Source organism: Pseudomonas sp. S1(2024), assembly GCF_046557535.1.
The window spans coordinates 35,986-54,624 of sequence record NZ_JBKGFP010000100.1 but is presented as its reverse complement, the minus strand read 5'-3'; the positions used below and the strand labels follow the sequence as shown (position 1 = coordinate 54,624).

Genomic DNA, 18,639 nt, shown 5'->3' with positions numbered 1-18,639 from the left:
CAACCTACTGAACACGGTCGGCGACTTCCCACGCTGAAGCGCACGCCGTCCGTCTGGCTTATTCGCCTTGAATCAGGTGGCAATACATGTCTGTCTTTAGCAAAGCATCCGTGGCCTCGGCGGCCACTACAAGCCTGTTCGTCCTGCTGTGGAGCAGCGGGGCGATCGTCTCCAAGCTCGGCCTGGCGCATGCCAGCCCGTTTTCCTTCCTGCTGTTGCGCTCGGCGCTGGCCCTGGCCGGGCTGCTGTTGATCGGCCCGTTGCTGGGGCTGCGCTGGCCGCGCAGTCGCGGGGCCATCCTGCGGGCCCTGGGCACTGGCTGTGTGCTGCTCGGCGCCTACCAGATCTTCTACCTGCTGGCGCTCGATACCCATGTCACCCCCGGCATCATGGCCACGGTGATGGGGGTACAACCGATCCTGACCGTGGTGCTGATGGAGCGCCAGCGCTCCTGGAGCCGCTTGTTCGGCCTCGGGTTGGGGCTTGGCGGGTTGATCATGGTGGTCTACCAGGGCATCAACCTGGGCGGGGTATCGCTGGCGGGGATGTTGTTCGCCTTGCTGGCGCTGGGCAGCATGACCATCGGCTCGATCCTGCAGAAGCGCATCACCGACAACCCCATGGGCACGCTGCCGCTGCAGTACCTGGCCGGCTTTGCCATGTGCGCGCTGTTCGCGCCGCTGCAGCCGCTGCATGTGGAGTGGACTGGCGGTTTCGTCGGCGCGCTGCTGTGGATGGGGCTGGTGGTCTCGCTGCTGGCGACCCTGCTGCTTTACCGGCTGATCGCCAAGGGTAACCTGGTCAATGTCACCAGCCTGTTCTACCTGGTGCCGGCAGTGACCGCGGTGATGGACCTGCTGATCTTCGGTAACCGCCTGGCGCCGCTCAGCCTGCTGGGCATGGGGCTGATCGTGGTGGGCCTGCTGTTCGTGTTCCGCAAGCCCGCCGCGCGCCTGGCCGAGGCGTAGGCCCTAGCGGAACTCTTCGGGGATGGCGTGGCGCAGTACGCCTTCCTCGAAGTCCAGCAGGCCGGCTTCGCGCTGGGTGAGCAGGTAGTAGAGCAAGGTGTCGAGCGAGCGCTGCGGCGGGACCTCGACCGCCAGCATCTTCACCGCCTGCTCGGTTTCGCAGTTGCAGCCGAAGTCGTGCAAGGCCGCGCATACCTGGTCCAGGGTTTCCGGGGGCTTGACGATCACCCGGAACACCGAGCTGCCGCTGCTGCGGCGTAGTTCGGCGAACCAGGTTTCGCCGGCTTCCTCACGGGTGCCGATCACGTCGCCCGGGGCGATGCCGTAGACATGGAAGGGAATGTTGTCGACGGCATAGCCGCCTTCCACGGCCTTGGCCCACAGGCCCTCGACCGAGGCGGGCGGGTAGCCGTTTTCGTCCTGCTCCAGGCGGAACAGGACCTTCTTGTACGCGTCGTTCATTGTGTACCCCGCTTCAGCTGCGCGCCGGACGCAGCACCAGCCACAATGCCACGCCAATCAGCAGGCCACCGTACAGGTGCGCCATCGACAGCGGCTCGTCCAGCAGCCATGCCCCCCACAATACGCCGAATACCGGGATCAGGAAGGTCACGGTACTGGCCTTGACCGGGCCGACCTCCTCCAGCAGGCGGAAGTACAGGATGTAGGCGAACGCTGTGCACAGCAGGCCCAGGCCGAGCAGCGACAGCCACACCTGCCAGCCGCCCCAGCTGGCGGGTGGCTGGCTCAGCGCGCTCCAGGCGAACAGCGGGCTCAGCATCAGGGTGGCGCCGAGCATGCTGCCCAGTGCCGACAGGCGGCTGTCCAGGCCGCTGACCCAGCGGCGGGCGAGGAAGCCGGCAAAGCCGTAGCAGGTGGTGGCTGCCAGGCAGGCGAGGGCGCCTTGCAGCAGGGCCAGGTCCAGGGCCACCGGGCCGGCGCCGCTGAGGATGCCGACGCCGAACAGGCCGAGGAAGATGCCGCAGAGCTTGGCCAGGGTCATCGGTTCGCGGAAGAACAGCACGCCGACCAGCACACCCATCAGCGGTGTGGTGGCGTTGAAGATTGCCGAGTAGCCGGCAGGCAGCACCTGGGCGGCCACGGAGTAGAACGTGGCGGGGATACCGGAATTGATCATGCCCAGCACCAGGCAGGCGCCGAGCTTGCCCTGGAAGTCCCAGCGCACGCGGGCGGCGGCGAGCAGTGCAACCAGGCCCAGGCAGGCGATGGACACACGGAAGAACGCCGTCGGCACCGTGCCCAGCTCGGGGGCGATGATGCGCATGAACAGGAAGCTCGCCCCCCAGACGGCGGCAAGGGTCAGCAGGCGGGCTAGGGCGATGGGGCTCACAACGGTCTCCGGAGGCAGGGCAGGGGCGCGAGTGTACGCCAGGGGGGGCTGGGGATTCTTGTGCTTTCTTGCGGTGTAAACCTGTGCCGGCCTCTTCGCGGGCACGCCCGCTCCCACAGGTTCTCTGCAATGCTTGGCCCTGTGGTAATCCTGTGGGAGCGGGCGAGCCCGCGAAGAGGCCGGCACAGGCTCCGCAAAAACCAAGAGGCGACTAAGCTCTGTAACTCAACACCGCACCGAGGTCCTCGCATGCCCCAGCCCTGGCCCGCTGTCGAAATCGCCCGGACGATCCTTGCCGGCTTCGACGACTACCGCGACCACTTCCAGCGCATCACCCTCGGTGCCCGCCAGCGCTTCGAGCAGGCGCGCTGGCAGGATATCCAGCGTGCCGCCGCCGCCCGTATCAATCTCTATGAAGAGAAGGTCGCCGAGGTCAACGGCTGGCTGCGCCAAAGCTTTGCCGAGGAGGTGCTGCTGGATGTGGAGCAATGGCCGTTGGTGAAGAACGCCTATATCCACCTGATCGACCCTCGGCTAGACGACGAGCTGTCCGAGACCTGGTACAACTCGCTGTTCTGCAGCCTGTTCAGCCACGACCTGATCAGCGACGGCTGCATGTTCATCCACACCACCCGACCGTCCATGCGCAGCCGTGAGCGCGCCGCGCAAACCCGTACCTATCGGCCTGACGGTGGGCTCAAGGGCCTGCTGCGGGCGGTGTTCAGCGATTACCCGTTCGATGTGCCGTACGGCGACCTGGAGGGCGACCTGGTGCGCCTGGAGGAACAGCTGCGCGACTGCCTGCCGGACTGGGTGTGCAAGGATCCGACCTTGGCGTTGGAGCTGTTTGTGCCGGTGCTTTACCGCAACAAGGGCGCATACCTGGTCGGCCGTCTGTTCAACAGCGATGAGCAATGGCCGCTGGTAATCCCGCTGCTGCACCGCGAAGGGCACGGTATCGAGGCCGATGCGCTGATCACCGACGAGGCCGAGGTGTCGATCATCTTTTCCTTCACCCGCTCGTACTTCATGGTCGATGTGCCGGTGCCTGCGGAGTTCGTCAACTTCCTCAAACGCATCTTGCCGGGCAAGCACATTGCCGAGCTGTATACCTCCATCGGTTTCTACAAGCATGGCAAGTCGGAGTTCTACCGGGCGCTGATCAACCACCTGGCCAGCAGCGACGACCGCTTCGTCATGGCGCCCGGGGTGCGCGGCATGGTCATGAGCGTGTTCACCCTGCCGGGCTTCAACATCGTGTTCAAGATCATCAAGGACCGCTTTTCACCGTCGAAGACGGTCGACCGTGCCACGGTGATCGACAAGTACCGGCTGGTGAAAAGCGTCGACCGCGTCGGGCGCATGGCCGATACCCAGGAGTTCGCCGATTTTCGCTTCCCGCGCAGCAAGTTCGAGCCGGAGTGCCTGGCCGAACTGCTGGAGGTGGCGCCTTCGACCGTGGCGCTGGAGGGTGACACGGTGCTGATCCGCCACTGCTGGACCGAGCGGCGCATGACGCCGCTGAACCTTTACTTGGAACACGCCAGCGAGGGCCAGGTGCTGGAGGCGCTGAAGGATTACGGCCTGGCCATCAAGCAGCTGGCGGCGGCGAATATCTTCCCTGGCGACATGCTGCTGAAGAACTTTGGCGTAACCCGCCATGGCCGGGTGGTGTTCTATGACTATGACGAGATCAGCTTCCTGACCGAGGTGAACTTCCGCCATATCCCGCCGCCGCGTTACCCGGAGGATGAGATGTCGGGCGAGCCGTGGTACTCGATCGGGCCGCATGACGTGTTCCCCGAGGAGTTTCCGCCGTTCCTGTTTGCCGATATCGGCCAGCGGCGCTTGTTCAGCCGCCTGCATGGGGAGTTGTACGACGCGGATTACTGGAAGGGGCTGCAGGCGGCGATTCGTGACGGGAAGGTGATCGATGTGTTTCCGTATCGGCGCAAGGGGCGGTGACTGTGCTTTAGCAGGCCCGGCCTCTTCGCGGGCTCGCCCGCTCCCACAGGTACATCACAGCTCTCGAGGGCAGTGGGTTCCTGTGGGAGCGGGCAAGCCCGCGAAGAGGCCGGGCCTGCTTTTCCCAATTACCCCTTCAAACACTTCAATTCACTGAAATCGGTACGCACCTTGCCCAACCGTTCCTGCAGGTACCGCCGCTGCTGCGGGGTACTCTGGTGCACCAGGTCCACCAGCAAGCTGCGCGCCTGCTGCTCGGTATTCTGATACGCCGCCCGGTACTCCGGCGTCCACAAACTCTCCTTGCGCTGCAACAACGTTGCCAGGCGCGGCTCGAAGCTGGCGTCGTTGCGCTGGTTCATCGCCAGCAGCAATTGCTGCTGCCAGTGCGCGCGGTTGGCGATCCATTCGCGGTTCTGGTCGCCCAGCGCCTGGGACCAGGCCTGTACGCGCTGCTTCTGTACCGCGGTCAGCTCGCCGAACCACGGCGTCAGGCGTTTCTCCATGCGTTCGGTACGGCGGGCTATCTGCTTGTCCAGCGGCGTATCCACATACTTCTTCTGCCGTTCGCTGATGTCTTCGCGGAACGCCTCGCGCATCTCCGCCACTTGGGCATCGCTCATGCCGCGCAGCAGCTCGGTGGCCGAAGGGGTGATTTCCTCGGCTACCCGGCCAATCGCCTCGCGGGCTTCGCGGGTACGCTGCTGCAGGGCCTGGTCGGTCACCTGGTCGTCGGCGACCATGCCGCGTACCCGGTCCAGCCAGTCGAGGTAACCAGGCAGTTGGGTCTTGCAATGCCAGGCCAGGTGCTCCCGCAGGCGGTCGTCAAGCATGGCCTTCTGCTCGCTGTTCATGGCCAGGTAGTCGCCCAGCGACCACGGCACCAGGCGGTCGAGGTTGCGGTAGGCCAGGTCGATACGGCTGCAGGCGGCCAGGGCCAGGGCGCAGCCGATGGCGACGAGCAGGGCTTTGGACAGGCGTAGCGGCATGGGCTGCTCCTTGCGGGTGCTTGCCCGTCGGTAGACGCAAGAGGGACGCTGACGGTTCCACTGCATCAGCGGTCGGGCGGCGCGCTGGCTTCAGGTGTAGAATAGCCGCCTTGTCTTGAGGAACATCGGAAATGGCTCTGCTTGGGCGTTACAACAGTTTGCAAATCGTGAAACACGTGGACTTCGGCCTGTACCTGGACGGCGGCGCCGACGGCGAGATCCTGCTGCCCGGGCGCTACATCCCGAAAAACGCCGAAACCGAAGTGGATGACTGGCTGAACGTGTTCATCTACCTGGACAGCGAAGACCAGCTGATCGCCACCACCGAGAAGCCCAAGGTGCAGGTTGGCGAGTTTGCCAGCCTCAAGGTCAAGGATATCAACGGTGCCGGCATCTTCCTCGACTGGGGCCTGTCCAAGGACCTGCTGATGCCGTACTCGGAAGAGGCGCGGCCGCTGAAAATCGGCGACTACTGCGTGGTACACGTGTATCTCGACAAGCGCACCCGCCGCATCACCGCCACCTCACGCCTGGACCGCTACCTGGACCGTACCCCGGCGGACTACCAGGTGGGCCAGCCGGTCGAGCTGCTGGTGGCCGGCGAGACACCGATGGGCTTCAAGGCGATCATCAACAACCGCCACTGGGGCCTGATCCACAAGAACGAGGTATTCAAGTTCCTGCGCTCGGGCATGCACGAGAAGGGCTTCATCAAGGAAGTGCGCGCGGACGGCAAGATCGCCTTGAGCTTGCAACCGGTGGGTGCTGCCCTGGCCGACAGCCTGCAGGAGCAGATCATGGCGCGCCTGGAGGCCGAAGGTGGGGTGCTGGGGGTGTGCGACAAGAGCGACCCGGCGCTGATCAGCAAGCTGTTCAACGTCAGCAAGGGCAACTTCAAGAAGGCCATTGGCGGGTTGTTCAAGCAGGGCCGCATCGTCATCCATGACGATCGCATCGAAAAGGCCTGATCAGGCCTGCACGAAGGTACGGAAGTCCAGCTGCTCGCCACCCGGTCGGGTGTCGCGCAGCAGCGAGTCGCGGTCGGCGCTGAGGGCCAGGCTGATGGTCGAGCGGCGCTTGCCGGGGTTGCGCACTTCCATCTGTTCCTGGTGAGCGCGCAGGAAGTTGGTCGGCACCTTCAGGTGCTGCAGCTCGTCGCTTTCCGGGGTGTGCAGCAGCAGGTTGACCCAGTCGGGCTGGCCCTTGCGCAGCAGCGCCACCGGCACCTCGAACCACCACAGGTTGCGCTTGCGGTCGAGGATGGCGAACAGGGTGTTGCTGCTGGTCAGCACCGGGCGGGCCAGTGCTTCGTTACGCCGGGCGATGGCGGCGGGTTTGTCGAGTTTCATGCAGGTTCCTGCGGGTTGACGCTATGAAGGCCTGCATTGTGAGGGGTGGCGGGTAGCGGAGCAAGGTTTGCCAACCGCCTTGCCGCTCGGTTCGAAGGCGAAAAAACTGTTGGAACGCTTGGCGAAGGCGTCGGGTCCACCGACTGTCGGCACGGTCCACGTGCCCCCAATTGCAGGAGTTTTGCCATGAGCGGTACCAAAGACAAAGCGAAAGGCTTGGCCAACGAAGCGATCGGCAACGTCAAGCAGGGTGTCGGCAAAGTGACCGACAACGAGCGGCTGCGGGCCGAGGGTGAAGCGCAGGAGCTCAAGGGCGAGGGGCAACAGATCAAGGGCAATGTGAAGGACGCGGTGAAAAAACCTTGATGTGACTGGCCTGTCCCGGCCTTTTCGCGGGTAAACCCGCTCCCACAGGTACTGAACAGATTTCAAGCACTGTGCGGTACCTGTGGGAGCGGGCGTGCCCGCGAAGAGGCCGCTACTGGCGTAAGCAAATTCTTGCAGCATGGCCGGGATCAGCACAGCAGCGGCATGGTCTATTAGACTTACCCGTGGTACCCACGAATCAAGCGGCGAAAGGAGACGCTATGATTTTCCCCGACCTGCGCGACCTGCCCCTGCACCGCGTGCTGGTACGCACCGTCAAGGAATTCCTCGACGACGAGATGTCGACCTACGCTTCCGCATTGGCCTACCAGATGCTGTTCTCGTTGTTCCCGTTCCTGCTGTTCCTGATCGCCCTGATCGGTTTCCTGCACCTGCCGGACTTCTTCTCCTGGCTGCGCCTGCAATCGGAACTGGTGCTGCCACCCCAGGCGCTGGAGCAGGTCAACCCGGTGATCGACCAGTTGCAGCAGTCCAAGGGCGGGCTGCTGTCAGTAGGTATCGTGATTGCCTTGTGGACCGCATCGGCCGGTGTGCGCCTGATGATGAGCGCGATGAACGCCGCCTACGATGTGCCCGAGGGCCGCCCGGTGTGGAAGCGCATTCCGTTGTCGATCATCTATACCGTGGGCATTGCCGGCATGTTGCTGGTGGCAGCGGCGCTGATGGTGCTGGGCCCGCAGGTGATGGAGTGGATTGCCGCCCAGGTAGGCATGCAGGAGGTGATCGTCACGGTGTGGACCATCCTGCGCTGGCCGGCGATCATCATCCTGATGATGGTGGCGGTGGCGCTGATCTACTACGTGATGCCCGATGTCAAGCAGCAGTTCCGCTTCATCACCCCGGGTTCGGTGCTGGCGGTGGTGGTGTGGATCTTGGCGTCGCTGGGCTTTGCCTACTACGTGAAGACTTTTGCCGACTACAACGCCATGTACGGCAGTATCGGTGCAATCATCGTGCTATTGCTGTATTTCTATATCTCCGCTGCCGTTTTGCTGCTGGGCGCGGAGATGAACGCAGTGATCGAGCACATGTCGAGCGAGGGCAAGAACCCTGGCGAAAAGGACGTCGATGAGCACACGCCCCGCGAAACCATTACCGTGCTGGGCCATGAGCACCCCGTTCCGAGCGAGCACCAATCTTCAGAGCCGAACCCCAGATGATCCGTGACATTCTCAAGATGGGCGACGAACGCCTGCTGCGCATCGCCCCGCCAGTGCCCGAGCACATGCTCGGCAGCGCCGAACTGCAGCAACTGATCGACGACATGTTCGAAACCATGCGCCATGTGGGCGGTGTGGGCCTGGCCGCGCCACAGATCGGTATCGACCTGCAGCTGGTGATCTTCGGCTTCGAGCGCAGCGAGCGTTACCCGGATGCCGAACCGGTGCCGCAGACTATCCTGCTCAACCCGGTCATCACGCCCACATCCAGCGAGATCGAGGACGGTTGGGAAGGCTGCCTGTCGGTGCCCGGCCTGCGCGGCGTGGTGCCGCGTTTCAAGCACATCTGCTATGAAGGCATCGACCCCCAGGGCAACCCGATCAACCGTTTTGCCGACGGCTTCCATGCGCGGGTGGTGCAGCATGAATGCGACCACCTGATCGGCCGGCTTTACCCGTCACGCATCCAGGACTTTTCCCGGTTCGGCTACACCGAGGTGCTGTTCCCCGGGCTCGACGCCAGCGACGACTGACCTCGTTGCAGTGCCACCAGGCGTTTGCTGCGCTGGTAGCGCTGCAGGCGGCCAGCCAGGGTTTCCGGCAGTTGCAGAGCCATGTCGAAGCCCAGGCGCTGGTAGAAGGGCGCAAGGTCCGGGTGGCAGAACAGCCAGGTGGGCCCGCCAGCCTGCGCCAGCGCCGCCTCGACCAACCGCCCGGCCACGCCCTGGCTGCGCCGCTGCGGGTCGACGAACAACCCGGTCAGCCACAAGCCATCGCCCACCGTGCTCAGGCTCAGGCCTGCGATGATGCCGGGGCCCCGCGCCACCCACAGCTCAGCATCGCCCGCAGCACGCATGCGTGAGCCGTGCTGGCGGTAAAAGTGGTCCAGCAGCCGGCGTTCCGGGGCCGAAAGTTTCGAACAGTACAAATTTTCAGAAATTGCGCGCCCTGCCCTGAAAGGTGGCCAGAGGCTCTGGCCCGATGTTTTGCGGTGAACTTGTCGCAGATTGTTGCATATCTGGCAAGGGTGAATGTCCGAGTTCGGGGTTCAACTATTCCAGGCCGGGAGTAGACTTTTAGCCATCCCCACTGGCAGTACGAAGCGGGATCGGTACTTCGTGCCATCTTCACCGCAGATGGCAACTTCTCCGCGCCGGGCACGGCTATAGAAGTCAATCGATCAGCTTGAATGCTCAAAAGGCAAACTCACATGAAACCATTACTGATTCTTGCATTGGTCGGTATGTCCTCGTTCGCCCTCGCCGATGAGGCCAGACCCGTCTCCAGCGAGCCCGTCGCCCAGCAGTACGACTACTCCATGAACCTGGACATCAAGCGGGTGATCAACCTGTCGACCATCCCCAACGTCTGCGAAGTGGTACCTGCGACCATGACCTACGAAGACCACCAGGGCCAGGTGCACACCATCCAGTACCGGGCCATGGGTGAGGGGTGCCAGCAGGGTTGATCGGGCTCTTGCCTGGTGTTGATGGCCCTTTCGCCGGCTTGCTGGTGACGGGGCCATCAACCGTCTTGCAGTTCGAGCAACAGAAAAATCCTGAATGAATATCGAGGAAAAAGTGCTATCTTAATTTGATAGCATTTTTCGATGAACACTCGATACCGCAAAGTCCTCGACGCAATTTTCCGAACGCCGACCACGGCGTCGTTGGCTTTCTCCGAGATCGAGGCATTGGTACTCCATCTGGGCGGTGAGGTGCTGGAGCGGCAAGGCTCCAGGGTCAAGCTGGTGCTGGGTGGCCAATGCTGGAGATGCCATCGGCCTCATCCAGGCAAGGAAGCCAAGCGGTATCAGATTGAAGAAGCCCGTGAATTCCTCTCGCGGGCAGGAGTCAGGATATGAGTTGCATGCGCTACAAAGGCTACGCCGCCCGTATCGAGTACGACGCGCGTGACGATATCTTCGTCGGCCGTGTGCTTGGTATGCGTGACATCATCAGTTTTCACGCAAGCTCGGTGCCCGAGCTGCATGAGGCGTTTCGCGATGCGCTGGAAGATTACCTGGCCGATTGTGCAGAGCAGGGCATTGCGCCGGAAAAGCCTGCCTCGGGCAAAGTAATGCTGCGTATCCGGCCCGAAGTTCATGCTGCCGCGAGTGTTGCTGCCCGTGCCGCCGGCAAAAGCCTCAACCAGTGGGCCGACGAGGTCTTCGAACAAGCCGCAATGGCCTGACCAAGCCTGCTTTCGTTACTCGCGGGTATTCTGCAATTACTCATGCAGAATAGTTTCCGTTGCCTGTCGATTCCTCCAGTTCCCGTTCGACCAATAGGTGAGAGCACGTTGCCCCCCGTGCCCAATCACCCATGACCTGTCGGAGGAACCCCCGATGAGCACCGCAGCCGAAACCGAGATACGCCAATTGATCGAGCGCTGGATGCAGGCCGTGCGCGATCGCGACATCCCCAACATCATCGCTCCCTATGCCGACGACATCGTCGCCTTCGATGCCATCCAGGCCCTGCAGTTCAAGGGCAAGGCAACCTACCAGGCGCACTGGGAAATGTGCATGGGCATGTGCCCCGGCCCCATGGTTTTCGAATACGCCGAACTCACCGTGCATGCCGCTGGCGACCTAGCCCTGGCCCACTGGCTTAACCGCTGCGGCCCCGCGGACAACGAAAGCCAGTGCGGCTTCATGCGCGCCACCGTGGGCTATCGTCGTCAAGGTGGCCAGTGGCAGGTAATCCACGAGCACTGGTCGGCGCCGTTCGACATGCAAACCCAGAAGGCGCTGTTCGATCTCAAACCCTGAACCGTTATCGCCAAACGCACTTTGCCAATGCCCTGGAGGCGACCATGAAATACCTGTGCCTGGTCTATTGTGACGAGGGGCTGTTGCACAGCCTGCCCGACAGCCCGGAAGACGCCGAATGCATGGCGTATGCCGAATCCATCCAAGGCTCCGGGCGAATGCTGGCGGCCGAGGCGCTGAAGCCGGTGCAGACTGCCACCACAGTGCGCATGCGCAACGGGCACATGAGCCTGACCGACGGCCCGTTCGCCGAGACCAAGGAGCAGTTGGCGGGCTTCTACCTGGTGGAAGCCCGCGACCTGAACGAGGCGCTGAATATCGCCAAGGGCATCCCCGCCGCGCGGGTCGGCAGTGTCGAGGTGCGACCGGTGCGCGAACTGCAACCCTGACAGCAATGGAGACTTCCCAGCATGAGCCTGGCACACCCCGCGCAAGTGCAGCACGAGCTGTCCATCAGTCGCCTGATCGACGCACCGCCGTCCAAGGTGTTCCGCGCCTGGACCGACCCTCAGTGGCTGATGCAATGGTGGGGGCCGCACGGCATGACCACCCCGGAATGTGAGATGCAGTTGTGGATCGGTGGCCTGTTCCGCACCGTGATGCGGGCGCCGGATGGCAGCGATTACCCGAACCAGGGCGTATTCCTGGAGATTGCTGCTCCGCGACGGCTGGTGTTCACCGATGCCTTCGGCCCAGGCTGGGTGCCTTCGGACAAGGCGTTCATGACTGCCGTGATCAGCTTTGACGAGGAGCAAGGCAAAACCCGCTACACCGCCCGCGCCTGGCACTGGAATGCCGCCGACTGCCGCGCCCATGAGGAAATGGGCTTCCACCAGGGCTGGGGAGAAAGCCTGGACCGCCTGGTGGAGGTAGTGACCCAGCGGATGCCCGACTGATGACGGCACTGGCGCAGGTGCGCGCCGAGGTCGAGGCGGTCTACCGAAACGAGTCACGGCGCATCCTGGCGACGCTGATCCGCCTGTTGGGTGATTTCGACCTGGCCGAGGAGGCCATGCACGATGCCTTCTTCATCGCAGTCGAACGCTGGCAGCGCGACGGTATTCCCGATAACCCGCGGGCGTGGCTGGTGTCCACTGGCCGCTTCAAGGCCATCGATGTGCTGCGTCGGCGCGCCCGGTTCGACCGTTCCCAGGCGGACCTGAGCATGCTGCTCGACGGCCAGGCGCAGGACCCCAGCGAAGAAGAGCTGCTGGCCGACGACCGCTTGCGGCTGATCTTCACCTGCTGCCACCCGGCCTTGTCCGCCGATGCCCAGGTGCCGCTGACCCTGCGTGAAGTCTGCGACCTGACCACCGAGCAGATCGCCCGTGCTTTCCTGCAGAGCCCGGCCACCATCGCCCAGCGTATCGTGCGCGCCAAGGCCAAGATCCGCGATGCCGGCATCCCTTATCAGGTGCCGGAGCTGAACGAACTGCCCGAGCGCCTGGAGAGTGTGCTGCGGGTGATCTACCTGGTGTTCAACGAGGGCTATTCGGCGTCGTCGGGCGAGGCGCTGTTGCAGCAGGAGCTGAGCGATGAAGCCATACGCCTGGCGCGGCTGCTGGTGCAGTTGCTGCCCGACCCGGAGGCGGTCGGCCTGCTGGCCTTGATGTTGCTGCAGGCATCCCGGCAGCGGGCGCGTACCGATGGCCGGGGCAATCTGGTATTGCTCGAGCAGCAGGATCGTAGCCTGTGGGACCGGCAACGCATTGCCGAAGGTTGCGAACTGGTGCGCCAGGCCCTGCAAAGCCGGGCGTTCGGTGCTTATACCGTGCAGGCGGCGATTGCCGCGGTGCATGCCGAAGCGGCGACAGCCGAAGCGACCGACTGGGCGGAGATCGTCGGGCTGTATGACGTGCTGCAGCGGCATTGGCCGTCAGCTGTGGTTGAACTGAACAGGGCCGTGGCGCTGGCGAAGCGGGATGGGCCTGAGGTTGGCCTGCGGGAGGTCGAAGGGATTCTGGCGCGGGGAGAGTTGCTGGACTATCACCTGGCGCATGCGACGCGGGGTGAGCTGCATTACCAGCTGGGGCATGTAGAAGAGGCCCGGGCGGCCTGGCTGCAGGCGCTGGCGTTGACCCGGCAGGAGCCGGAGCGCAGGCATATCGAGCGGCGGTTGCAGGCTATCGAATTATGTTGGCTGGACTGGCCTCTTCGCGGGCACGCCCGCTCCCACAGGTTTTCCACTGGGTTGAAGGCTATGCAATCCCTGTGGGAGCGGGCGTGCCCGCGAAGAGGCCGGTACTGCCTACATCACTTTCAGCTAGCCACAAAATTCGGCGGCGACACCAGCTCGACGGTCTGCTGCTTGCGCGGTGCCAGGATCTCGGCCTCGCCCTGAACCACCAGCTCATCGTTCTGGTTGTAGACATTGGTGGCGATACGTACCTTGAACTTGGGCAGCTTCTCCAGGATTTCCAGGCGTACGGTCAGGGTATCGCCAATCTTCACCGGCTTCTGGAAGCTCATCTGCTGGCCCAGGTAGATGGTGCCAGGGCCAGGCAGGGTGCAGGCCACTGCAGCACTGATCAGCGCGCCGCTGAACATGCCGTGGGCAATGCGCTCGCGGAACATGCTCTTGGCAGCGAACTCGGCGTCCAGGTGTACCGGGTTGTGGTCACCGGACATCGCGGCGAACAACTGGATGTCGCGTTCTTCGACGGACTTCTTGTACTCGGCCTTCTGGCCGACTTCGAGGGCTTCGTAAGGCGTGTTGGTGACCTGGGACATCGGGGCTTCCTTAAGCGGTAGGCGAGGGCGGCTATCATTCACTGCGCACAGGGCGGCCAAGAGCCAGCGCCTGTTCAAGCCAGACGAGAATATCGGCGGTGACCTCGTTACGGTTGGTTTCGTTGAGTACTTCGTGCCGCGCCTCAGGATAGACGCGCAGCTGTACATGTCGATTGCCGGTCGCGCGCAGGGCGTCGGCCAGGTGGGTGAGACGCTTGCCGGCACTGACCGGATCACATTCACCACCGATCACCAGCAGCGGCAGGTTCGGATCGATCTGCGCGAGGTTACTCGGCTGGCTGATCTGCGCCAAGCCTTGCAGCAGGTCAAGCCACAATTGGTTGCTGCAGCGAAAGCCGCAGAGCGGGTCGTTGACATACAGGTCGACCTGCGCCGGGTCGCGGCTGAGCCAGTCGAACGCCGTGCGGTTGGGCTTGAAGGCCTTGTTGAACGAGCCGAACGACAACCATTCTATGAGCGCGCTCTTTCCCAGCGGCCCTTGGCGCCAGGCCTCCAGCCGGGCAATCAGGCGCGCCACACGGTAGAGCGCTGCCGGCTGGTAGTTGGAGCCACTGAGGATCGCCCCATGCAGGCTGCCACTGTGGTGCAGCAGGTAGGCCTGGGCGATGTAGCTGCCCATGCTGTGGCCGAACAGGAACAGCGGTGTGCACGGGAATTGCTGACCGATGTGCTGGGCCAGCAGCCCGATGTCGTTGACCACGGCATTCCAGCCATGATGGCGGGCGAACAGGCCGAGGCTGCCCAGCTCGGCCGTGCGTCCATGGCCGCGCTGGTCGGGGGCGAACAGGGCGAAACCGGCCTCGCTCAAGGCATGGCCCAGGTGCTGGTAGCGCCCGGCGTGCTCGGCCATGCCGTGGGCCAGCAGCACCACGGCTTTTACCGGTGTGGCCGGCAACCATTGGTGCACATACAGGCTGCAGTGCTCGCTGGCGGGTAACCAGAAGGCGTCGTGAGGCATGGCGGGTCCTTGTGCGCACAGGTACCCGAACAGTGTATGCACAACCGACCGGATTGCAGGAAGGGCACAAATAAGATTCACAATGTTAATGGCGGCACTTGGCGTATATGCCACCTTGGGCTTACCTGCTAACGTCGGATCAACGCCTTTTCGCTTTCGGGCGGGCAGGTGAAAGGATTACAGGACTCACAGCAGGTCCAGGCAGAGGAACAATAATAAATGCAAGCCGACTTCTGGAATGACAAGCGCCCGGCGGGCGTGCCTTCCACCATCGACATCAATGCCTACACCTCGGTCGTCGAGGTGTTCGAGCGCTCCTGCAAACGCTTCGCCGACCGCCCGGCCTTCAGCAATTTGGGCGTAACCCTGACCTACGCGGACCTGGAACGCCATTCGGCGGCCTTCGCCGCCTGGCTACAGCAGCACACCGACCTCAAGCCGGGCGACCGCATCGCGGTGCAGATGCCCAATGTGCTGCAATACCCCATCGCTGTGTTCGGTGCCCTGCGCGCTGGCCTGATCGTGGTCAACACCAACCCGCTGTACACAGAGCGCGAGATGCGCCATCAGTTCAAGGACAGCGGCGCGCGTGCGCTGGTGTACCTGAACATGTTCGGCAAGCGCGTGCAGGAGGTATTGCCCGATACCGGCATCGAGTACCTGATCGAGGCGAGGATGGGCGACCTGCTGCCCACCGCCAAGGGCTGGCTGGTCAACACCGTGGTCGACAAGGTCAAGAAGATGGTGCCGGCCTACCAGCTGCCCCAGGCGGTGTCGTTCAAGCAGGTGCTGCGCCAGGGCCGCGAGCTGCCTCACAAGCCGGTGCCGCTCAGCCTGGACGACACTGCCGTGCTGCAATACACCGGTGGCACTACCGGCCTGGCCAAGGGCGCCATGCTCACCCACGGCAACCTGGTGGCCAACATGCTGCAGGTGCTGGCCTGCTTCTCGCAGCACGGGCCGGACGGGCAGAAGCTGATCAAGGATGGCCAGGAGGTGATGATCGCGCCGCTGCCGCTGTACCACATCTATGCCTTTACCGCGAACTGCATGTGCATGATGGTCACCGGCAACCACAACGTGCTGATCACCAACCCGCGGGATATTTCCGGCTTCATCAAGGAGCTGGGCAAATGGCGTTTCTCCGCCTTGCTGGGCCTGAACACGCTGTTCGTCGCACTGATGGACCACCCGGGCTTCCGCCAGCTCGACTTTTCGGCGCTGAAGGTCACCAACTCCGGCGGCACCGCACTGGTGAAGGCCACCGCAGAGCGCTGGGAGGCGCTTACCGGTTGCCGCATCGTCGAAGGCTACGGCCTGACCGAAACCTCGCCGGTGGCCAGCACCAACCCCTATGGCCAGCTGGCGCGTCTGGGTACGGTGGGCATCCCGGTGGCGGGCACCGCCTTCAAGGTGATCGACGATGACGGCAACGAGCTGCCGCTGGGCGAGCGGGGCGAGCTGTGCATCAAGGGCCCGCAGGTGATGAAAGGCTACTGGCAGCAGCCCGAGGCCACGGCCCAGGCCCTGGATGCGGAGGGCTGGTTCAAGACCGGCGACATCGCGGTGATCGACCCGGACGGCTTCACCCGCATCGTCGACCGCAAGAAGGACATGATCATCGTCTCGGGTTTCAACGTGTACCCCAACGAGATCGAGGATGTGGTGATGGGCCATCCCAAGGTCGCCAACTGCGCGGCCATCGGCGTACCGGACGAGCGCTCCGGCGAGGCGGTGAAGCTGTTCGTTGTGCCGCGCGAGGGCGGGCTGAGCGTGGATGAGCTGAAGGCCTACTGCAAGGCCAACTTCACCGGCTACAAGGTGCCCAAGCACATCGTGCTGCGCGAGTCGTTGCCGATGACGCCGGTGGGCAAGATCCTGCGGCGGGAGCTGCGCGACATAGCTTGATGCCGGGTTGGCTTCTTCGCGGGCTTGCCCGCTCCCACAGGTACTGCACAGCATTCGAGAACTGTGAGGTCCCTGTGGGAGCGGGCAAGCCCGCGAATGCCGTGAAACCGCTCTAACAGGCTATTTATAGCCCGATGTGCGACATTTTGGATAATTACTCTAAAAATGACCTGTATTGTTCATTGAGTCATTTTTGTGACCGTGAGGCCTGTTTTGGCCTCTAGGCGACCCCAGGCAAAGCTGTTACTCTCGGCCCGCTTTCAGATGATCCGGTTTGCAACGAGCCGTCATCCCATATCAATAATAAGCGCATCGACGCGTGAATCGAACTTCGCTGTTGCTGAAGGAGTGGGCTTCCATGATCGAAAATTTTTGGAAGGATAAGTACCCAGCCGGGATTACGGCGGAAATCAATCCTGACGAATTCCCCAATATCCAGGCGGTACTCAAGCAATCCTGCCAACGCTTTGCCGACAAACCGGCCTTTAGCAACCTGGGCAAGACTATCACTTATGGCGAGCTGTATGCGCTGTCGGGAGCGTTTGCCGCCTGGTTGCAGCAGCATACCGACCTCAAGCCGGGTGACCGCATTGCCGTGCAGCTGCCTAACGTACTGCAATACCCGGTGGCGGTATTCGGTGCCATGCGTGCCGGGCTGATCGTGGTCAACACCAACCCGCTGTACACCGCACGGGAAATGGAACACCAGTTCAACGACTCCGGCGCCAAGGCTTTGGTGTGCCTGGCCAACATGGCCCACCTGGCCGAGAAGGTGGTGCCCAAGACCCAGGTCAGGCACGTCATCGTCACCGAAGTGGCCGACCTGCTGCCGCCGCTCAAGCGCCTGCTGATCAACAGCGTGATCAAGTACGTGAAGAAGATGGTGCCGGCCTACAACCTGCCGCGTGCCGTACGCTTCAACGACGCTCTGGCGCAGGGCAAGGGCCAGCCGGTGACCGAGGCCAACCCGCAGGCTAACGACGTCGCGGTGCTGCAGTACACCGGTGGCACCACCGGCGTGGCCAAGGGCGCGATGCTTACCCACCGCAACCTGGTGGCCAACATGCTGCAGTGCCGGGCGTTGATGGGCTCCAACCTGCACGAAGGCTGCGAAATCCTCATCACCCCGCTGCCGCTGTACCACATCTACGCCTTTACCTTCCATTGCATGGCAATGATGCTGATCGGCAACCACAACGTGCTGATCAGCAACCCGCGTGACCTGCCAGCCATGGTCAAGGAACTGGGCAAGTGGAAGTTCAGCGGCTTCGTCGGCCTCAACACCCTGTTCGTTGCCTTGTGCAACAACGAGGCGTTCCGTGCCCTGGACTTCTCGGCGCTGAAGATCACCCTTTCTGGTGGCATGGCCCTGCAACTGAGCGTGGCCGAGCGCTGGAAGGCCGTGACCGGCTGCGCCATCTGCGAAGGCTATGGCATGACCGAGACCAGCCCGGTGGCTGCGGTGAACCCGGCTGAGGCCAACCAGGTCGGCACCATCGGTATTCCGGTGCCGTCCACCCTGTGCAAGGTCATCGACGACAACGGCAACGAGCTGCCGCTGGGCGAGGTGGGCGAGTTGTGCGTCAAGGGCCCGCAGGTGATGAAGGGCTACTGGCAGCGTGAGGAGGCTACTGCCGAGATCCTCGACAGCGATGGCTGGCTGAAGACCGGCGACATCGCCGTGATCCAGCCGGATGGTTACATGCGCATCGTCGACCGCAAGAAGGACATGATCCTGGTCTCGGGCTTCAACGTTTACCCCAACGAGCTGGAAGATGTGCTGGCGGCCCTGCCGGGCGTGCTGCAGTGCGCGGCCATCGGCGTGCCGGACGAGAAGTCCGGTGAAGTGATCAAGGTGTTCATCGTGGTCAAGCCGGGCATGACCCTGACCAAGGAACAGGTGATGGAGCACATGCGCGCCAACGTCACCGGCTACAAGGTCCCGCGCCAGATCGAGTTCCGCGACGCGCTGCCGACCACCAACGTGGGCAAGATCCTGCGTCGCGAACTGCGCGATGAAGAGCTGAAGAAACAAGGCTTGAAGAAGATCGCCTGATCAGAGCCCTGCACGCTCAGTGTG

General features: G+C 63.2%; 21 protein-coding genes and 1 pseudogene. 15 read left to right on the top strand and 7 right to left on the bottom strand.

Features of this window, described 5'->3' with window-relative positions:
• Window positions 1–86: 86 nt before the first annotated feature.
• Complete coding sequence (locus ACLCGK_RS27635) at window positions 87–968, top strand: DMT family transporter (protein ID WP_410953339.1); 882 nt, start codon at window positions 87–89, stop codon at window positions 966–968.
• Window positions 969–971: 3 nt separating this feature from the next.
• On the opposite strand, the gene ACLCGK_RS27630 is transcribed toward ACLCGK_RS27635, so the two are convergent.
• Window positions 972–1,430, bottom strand: a complete 459-nt coding sequence (locus tag ACLCGK_RS27630) for a DUF4265 domain-containing protein (RefSeq protein WP_232881374.1) — start codon at window positions 1,428–1,430, stop codon at window positions 972–974.
• A 13-nt stretch (window positions 1,431–1,443) separates the two neighbouring features.
• Window positions 1,444–2,319 (bottom strand): DMT family transporter, encoded by an 876-nt coding sequence (locus ACLCGK_RS27625; RefSeq protein ID WP_410953338.1) that lies wholly within the window; start codon window positions 2,317–2,319, stop codon window positions 1,444–1,446.
• Between the two features lie 249 nt (window positions 2,320–2,568).
• On the opposite strand from ACLCGK_RS27625, the gene aceK reads away from it, so the two are divergent.
• Window positions 2,569–4,284, top strand: coding sequence for a bifunctional isocitrate dehydrogenase kinase/phosphatase (aceK, locus tag ACLCGK_RS27620; RefSeq protein ID WP_410953337.1), 1,716 nt, complete (start codon window positions 2,569–2,571; stop codon window positions 4,282–4,284).
• A 128-nt stretch (window positions 4,285–4,412) separates the two neighbouring features.
• Here the strand turns inward: aceK and ACLCGK_RS27615 are convergent, their stop codons facing one another.
• The gene (locus ACLCGK_RS27615; RefSeq protein ID WP_061304451.1) at window positions 4,413–5,273 is read right to left on the bottom strand and encodes a DUF6279 family lipoprotein; all 861 of its coding nucleotides are present in this window, start codon (window positions 5,271–5,273) and stop codon (window positions 4,413–4,415) included.
• Window positions 5,274–5,404: 131 nt separating this feature from the next.
• Here ACLCGK_RS27615 and ACLCGK_RS27610 point away from each other — a divergent pair, with 131 nt between their 5' ends.
• On the top strand, window positions 5,405–6,241 hold the full coding sequence (locus ACLCGK_RS27610) for a S1 RNA-binding domain-containing protein (RefSeq protein ID WP_013973728.1): 837 nt from the start codon (window positions 5,405–5,407) through the stop codon (window positions 6,239–6,241).
• On the opposite strand, the gene ACLCGK_RS27605 is transcribed toward ACLCGK_RS27610, so the two are convergent.
• Window positions 6,242–6,622, bottom strand: coding sequence for a hypothetical protein (locus ACLCGK_RS27605; protein ID WP_013973727.1), 381 nt, complete (start codon window positions 6,620–6,622; stop codon window positions 6,242–6,244).
• 186 nt (window positions 6,623–6,808) lie between these two features.
• Here ACLCGK_RS27605 and ACLCGK_RS27600 point away from each other — a divergent pair, with 186 nt between their 5' ends.
• The 3 genes from ACLCGK_RS27600 to def all read left to right on the top strand — a co-directional run bounded on the left by ACLCGK_RS27600 (window position 6,809) and on the right by def (window position 8,702).
• A complete protein-coding gene (locus ACLCGK_RS27600) occupies window positions 6,809–6,988 on the top strand; it encodes a CsbD family protein (protein ID WP_015271319.1) in 180 nt (59 codons plus the stop codon).
• Window positions 6,989–7,209: 221 nt separating this feature from the next.
• Window positions 7,210–8,169 carry a YihY/virulence factor BrkB family protein gene (locus tag ACLCGK_RS27595; protein ID WP_410953336.1) on the top strand — a complete coding sequence of 320 codons (960 nt, stop codon included), beginning with the start codon at window positions 7,210–7,212 and terminating at the stop codon, window positions 8,167–8,169.
• Entirely contained in the window at window positions 8,166–8,702 is a 537-nt protein-coding gene (gene def, locus ACLCGK_RS27590) for a peptide deformylase (protein ID WP_013973724.1), read from the top strand. Before ACLCGK_RS27595 ends, def begins: the two co-directional genes overlap by 4 nt.
• On the opposite strand, the gene ACLCGK_RS27585 is transcribed toward def, so the two are convergent.
• Entirely contained in the window at window positions 8,657–9,025 is a 369-nt protein-coding gene (locus ACLCGK_RS27585) for a GNAT family N-acetyltransferase (protein WP_410953335.1), read from the bottom strand. The genes def and ACLCGK_RS27585 overlap by 46 nt on opposite strands.
• Window positions 9,026–9,379: 354 nt before the next feature.
• On the opposite strand from ACLCGK_RS27585, the gene ACLCGK_RS27580 reads away from it, so the two are divergent.
• From ACLCGK_RS27580 to ACLCGK_RS27550, 7 genes and pseudogenes are all read left to right on the top strand, one after another.
• Window positions 9,380–9,637: a DUF2790 domain-containing protein gene (locus ACLCGK_RS27580; RefSeq protein ID WP_004375752.1), complete on the top strand. Its 258-nt coding sequence runs from the start codon at window positions 9,380–9,382 to the stop codon at window positions 9,635–9,637.
• A 141-nt stretch (window positions 9,638–9,778) separates the two neighbouring features.
• Window positions 9,779–10,033, top strand: coding sequence for a type II toxin-antitoxin system HicA family toxin (locus ACLCGK_RS27575; RefSeq protein ID WP_085721171.1), 255 nt, complete (start codon window positions 9,779–9,781; stop codon window positions 10,031–10,033).
• Window positions 10,030–10,362: a type II toxin-antitoxin system HicB family antitoxin gene (locus ACLCGK_RS27570; RefSeq protein ID WP_015271315.1), complete on the top strand. Its 333-nt coding sequence runs from the start codon at window positions 10,030–10,032 to the stop codon at window positions 10,360–10,362. Before ACLCGK_RS27575 ends, ACLCGK_RS27570 begins: the two co-directional genes overlap by 4 nt.
• Before the next feature lie 154 nt (window positions 10,363–10,516).
• Window positions 10,517–10,942, top strand: a complete 426-nt coding sequence (locus tag ACLCGK_RS27565; RefSeq protein ID WP_013973722.1) for a YybH family protein — start codon at window positions 10,517–10,519, stop codon at window positions 10,940–10,942.
• Between the two features lie 44 nt (window positions 10,943–10,986).
• Complete coding sequence (locus ACLCGK_RS27560; RefSeq protein WP_013973721.1) at window positions 10,987–11,331, top strand: YciI family protein; 345 nt, start codon at window positions 10,987–10,989, stop codon at window positions 11,329–11,331.
• A 21-nt stretch (window positions 11,332–11,352) separates the two neighbouring features.
• On the top strand, window positions 11,353–11,838 hold the full coding sequence (locus tag ACLCGK_RS27555; RefSeq protein ID WP_013973720.1) for an SRPBCC family protein: 486 nt from the start codon (window positions 11,353–11,355) through the stop codon (window positions 11,836–11,838).
• Window positions 11,838–13,073, top strand: a pseudogene (locus ACLCGK_RS27550) (RNA polymerase sigma factor); the annotation flags it as partial. The gene ACLCGK_RS27555 and the pseudogene ACLCGK_RS27550, both read left to right, overlap by 1 nt.
• 128 nt (window positions 13,074–13,201) lie before the next feature.
• Here ACLCGK_RS27550 and ACLCGK_RS27545 read toward each other — a convergent pair.
• Window positions 13,202–13,672, bottom strand: a complete 471-nt coding sequence (locus ACLCGK_RS27545; protein WP_012273633.1) for a MaoC family dehydratase — start codon at window positions 13,670–13,672, stop codon at window positions 13,202–13,204.
• Window positions 13,673–13,706: 34 nt separating this feature from the next.
• Complete coding sequence (locus ACLCGK_RS27540; protein WP_054573789.1) at window positions 13,707–14,651, bottom strand: alpha/beta hydrolase; 945 nt, start codon at window positions 14,649–14,651, stop codon at window positions 13,707–13,709.
• Window positions 14,652–14,870: 219 nt separating this feature from the next.
• Between ACLCGK_RS27540 and fadD2 the strand changes: the two genes are divergently transcribed.
• Both fadD2 and fadD1 read left to right on the top strand, forming a co-directional pair.
• Window positions 14,871–16,559, top strand: a complete 1,689-nt coding sequence (gene fadD2 / locus ACLCGK_RS27535) for a long-chain-fatty-acid--CoA ligase FadD2 (protein WP_054573790.1) — start codon at window positions 14,871–14,873, stop codon at window positions 16,557–16,559.
• A 358-nt stretch (window positions 16,560–16,917) separates the two neighbouring features.
• A complete protein-coding gene (gene fadD1, locus ACLCGK_RS27530; RefSeq protein WP_023663600.1) occupies window positions 16,918–18,615 on the top strand; it encodes a long-chain-fatty-acid--CoA ligase FadD1 in 1,698 nt (565 codons plus the stop codon).
• The last annotated feature ends 24 nt before the right edge of the window (window positions 18,616–18,639 follow it).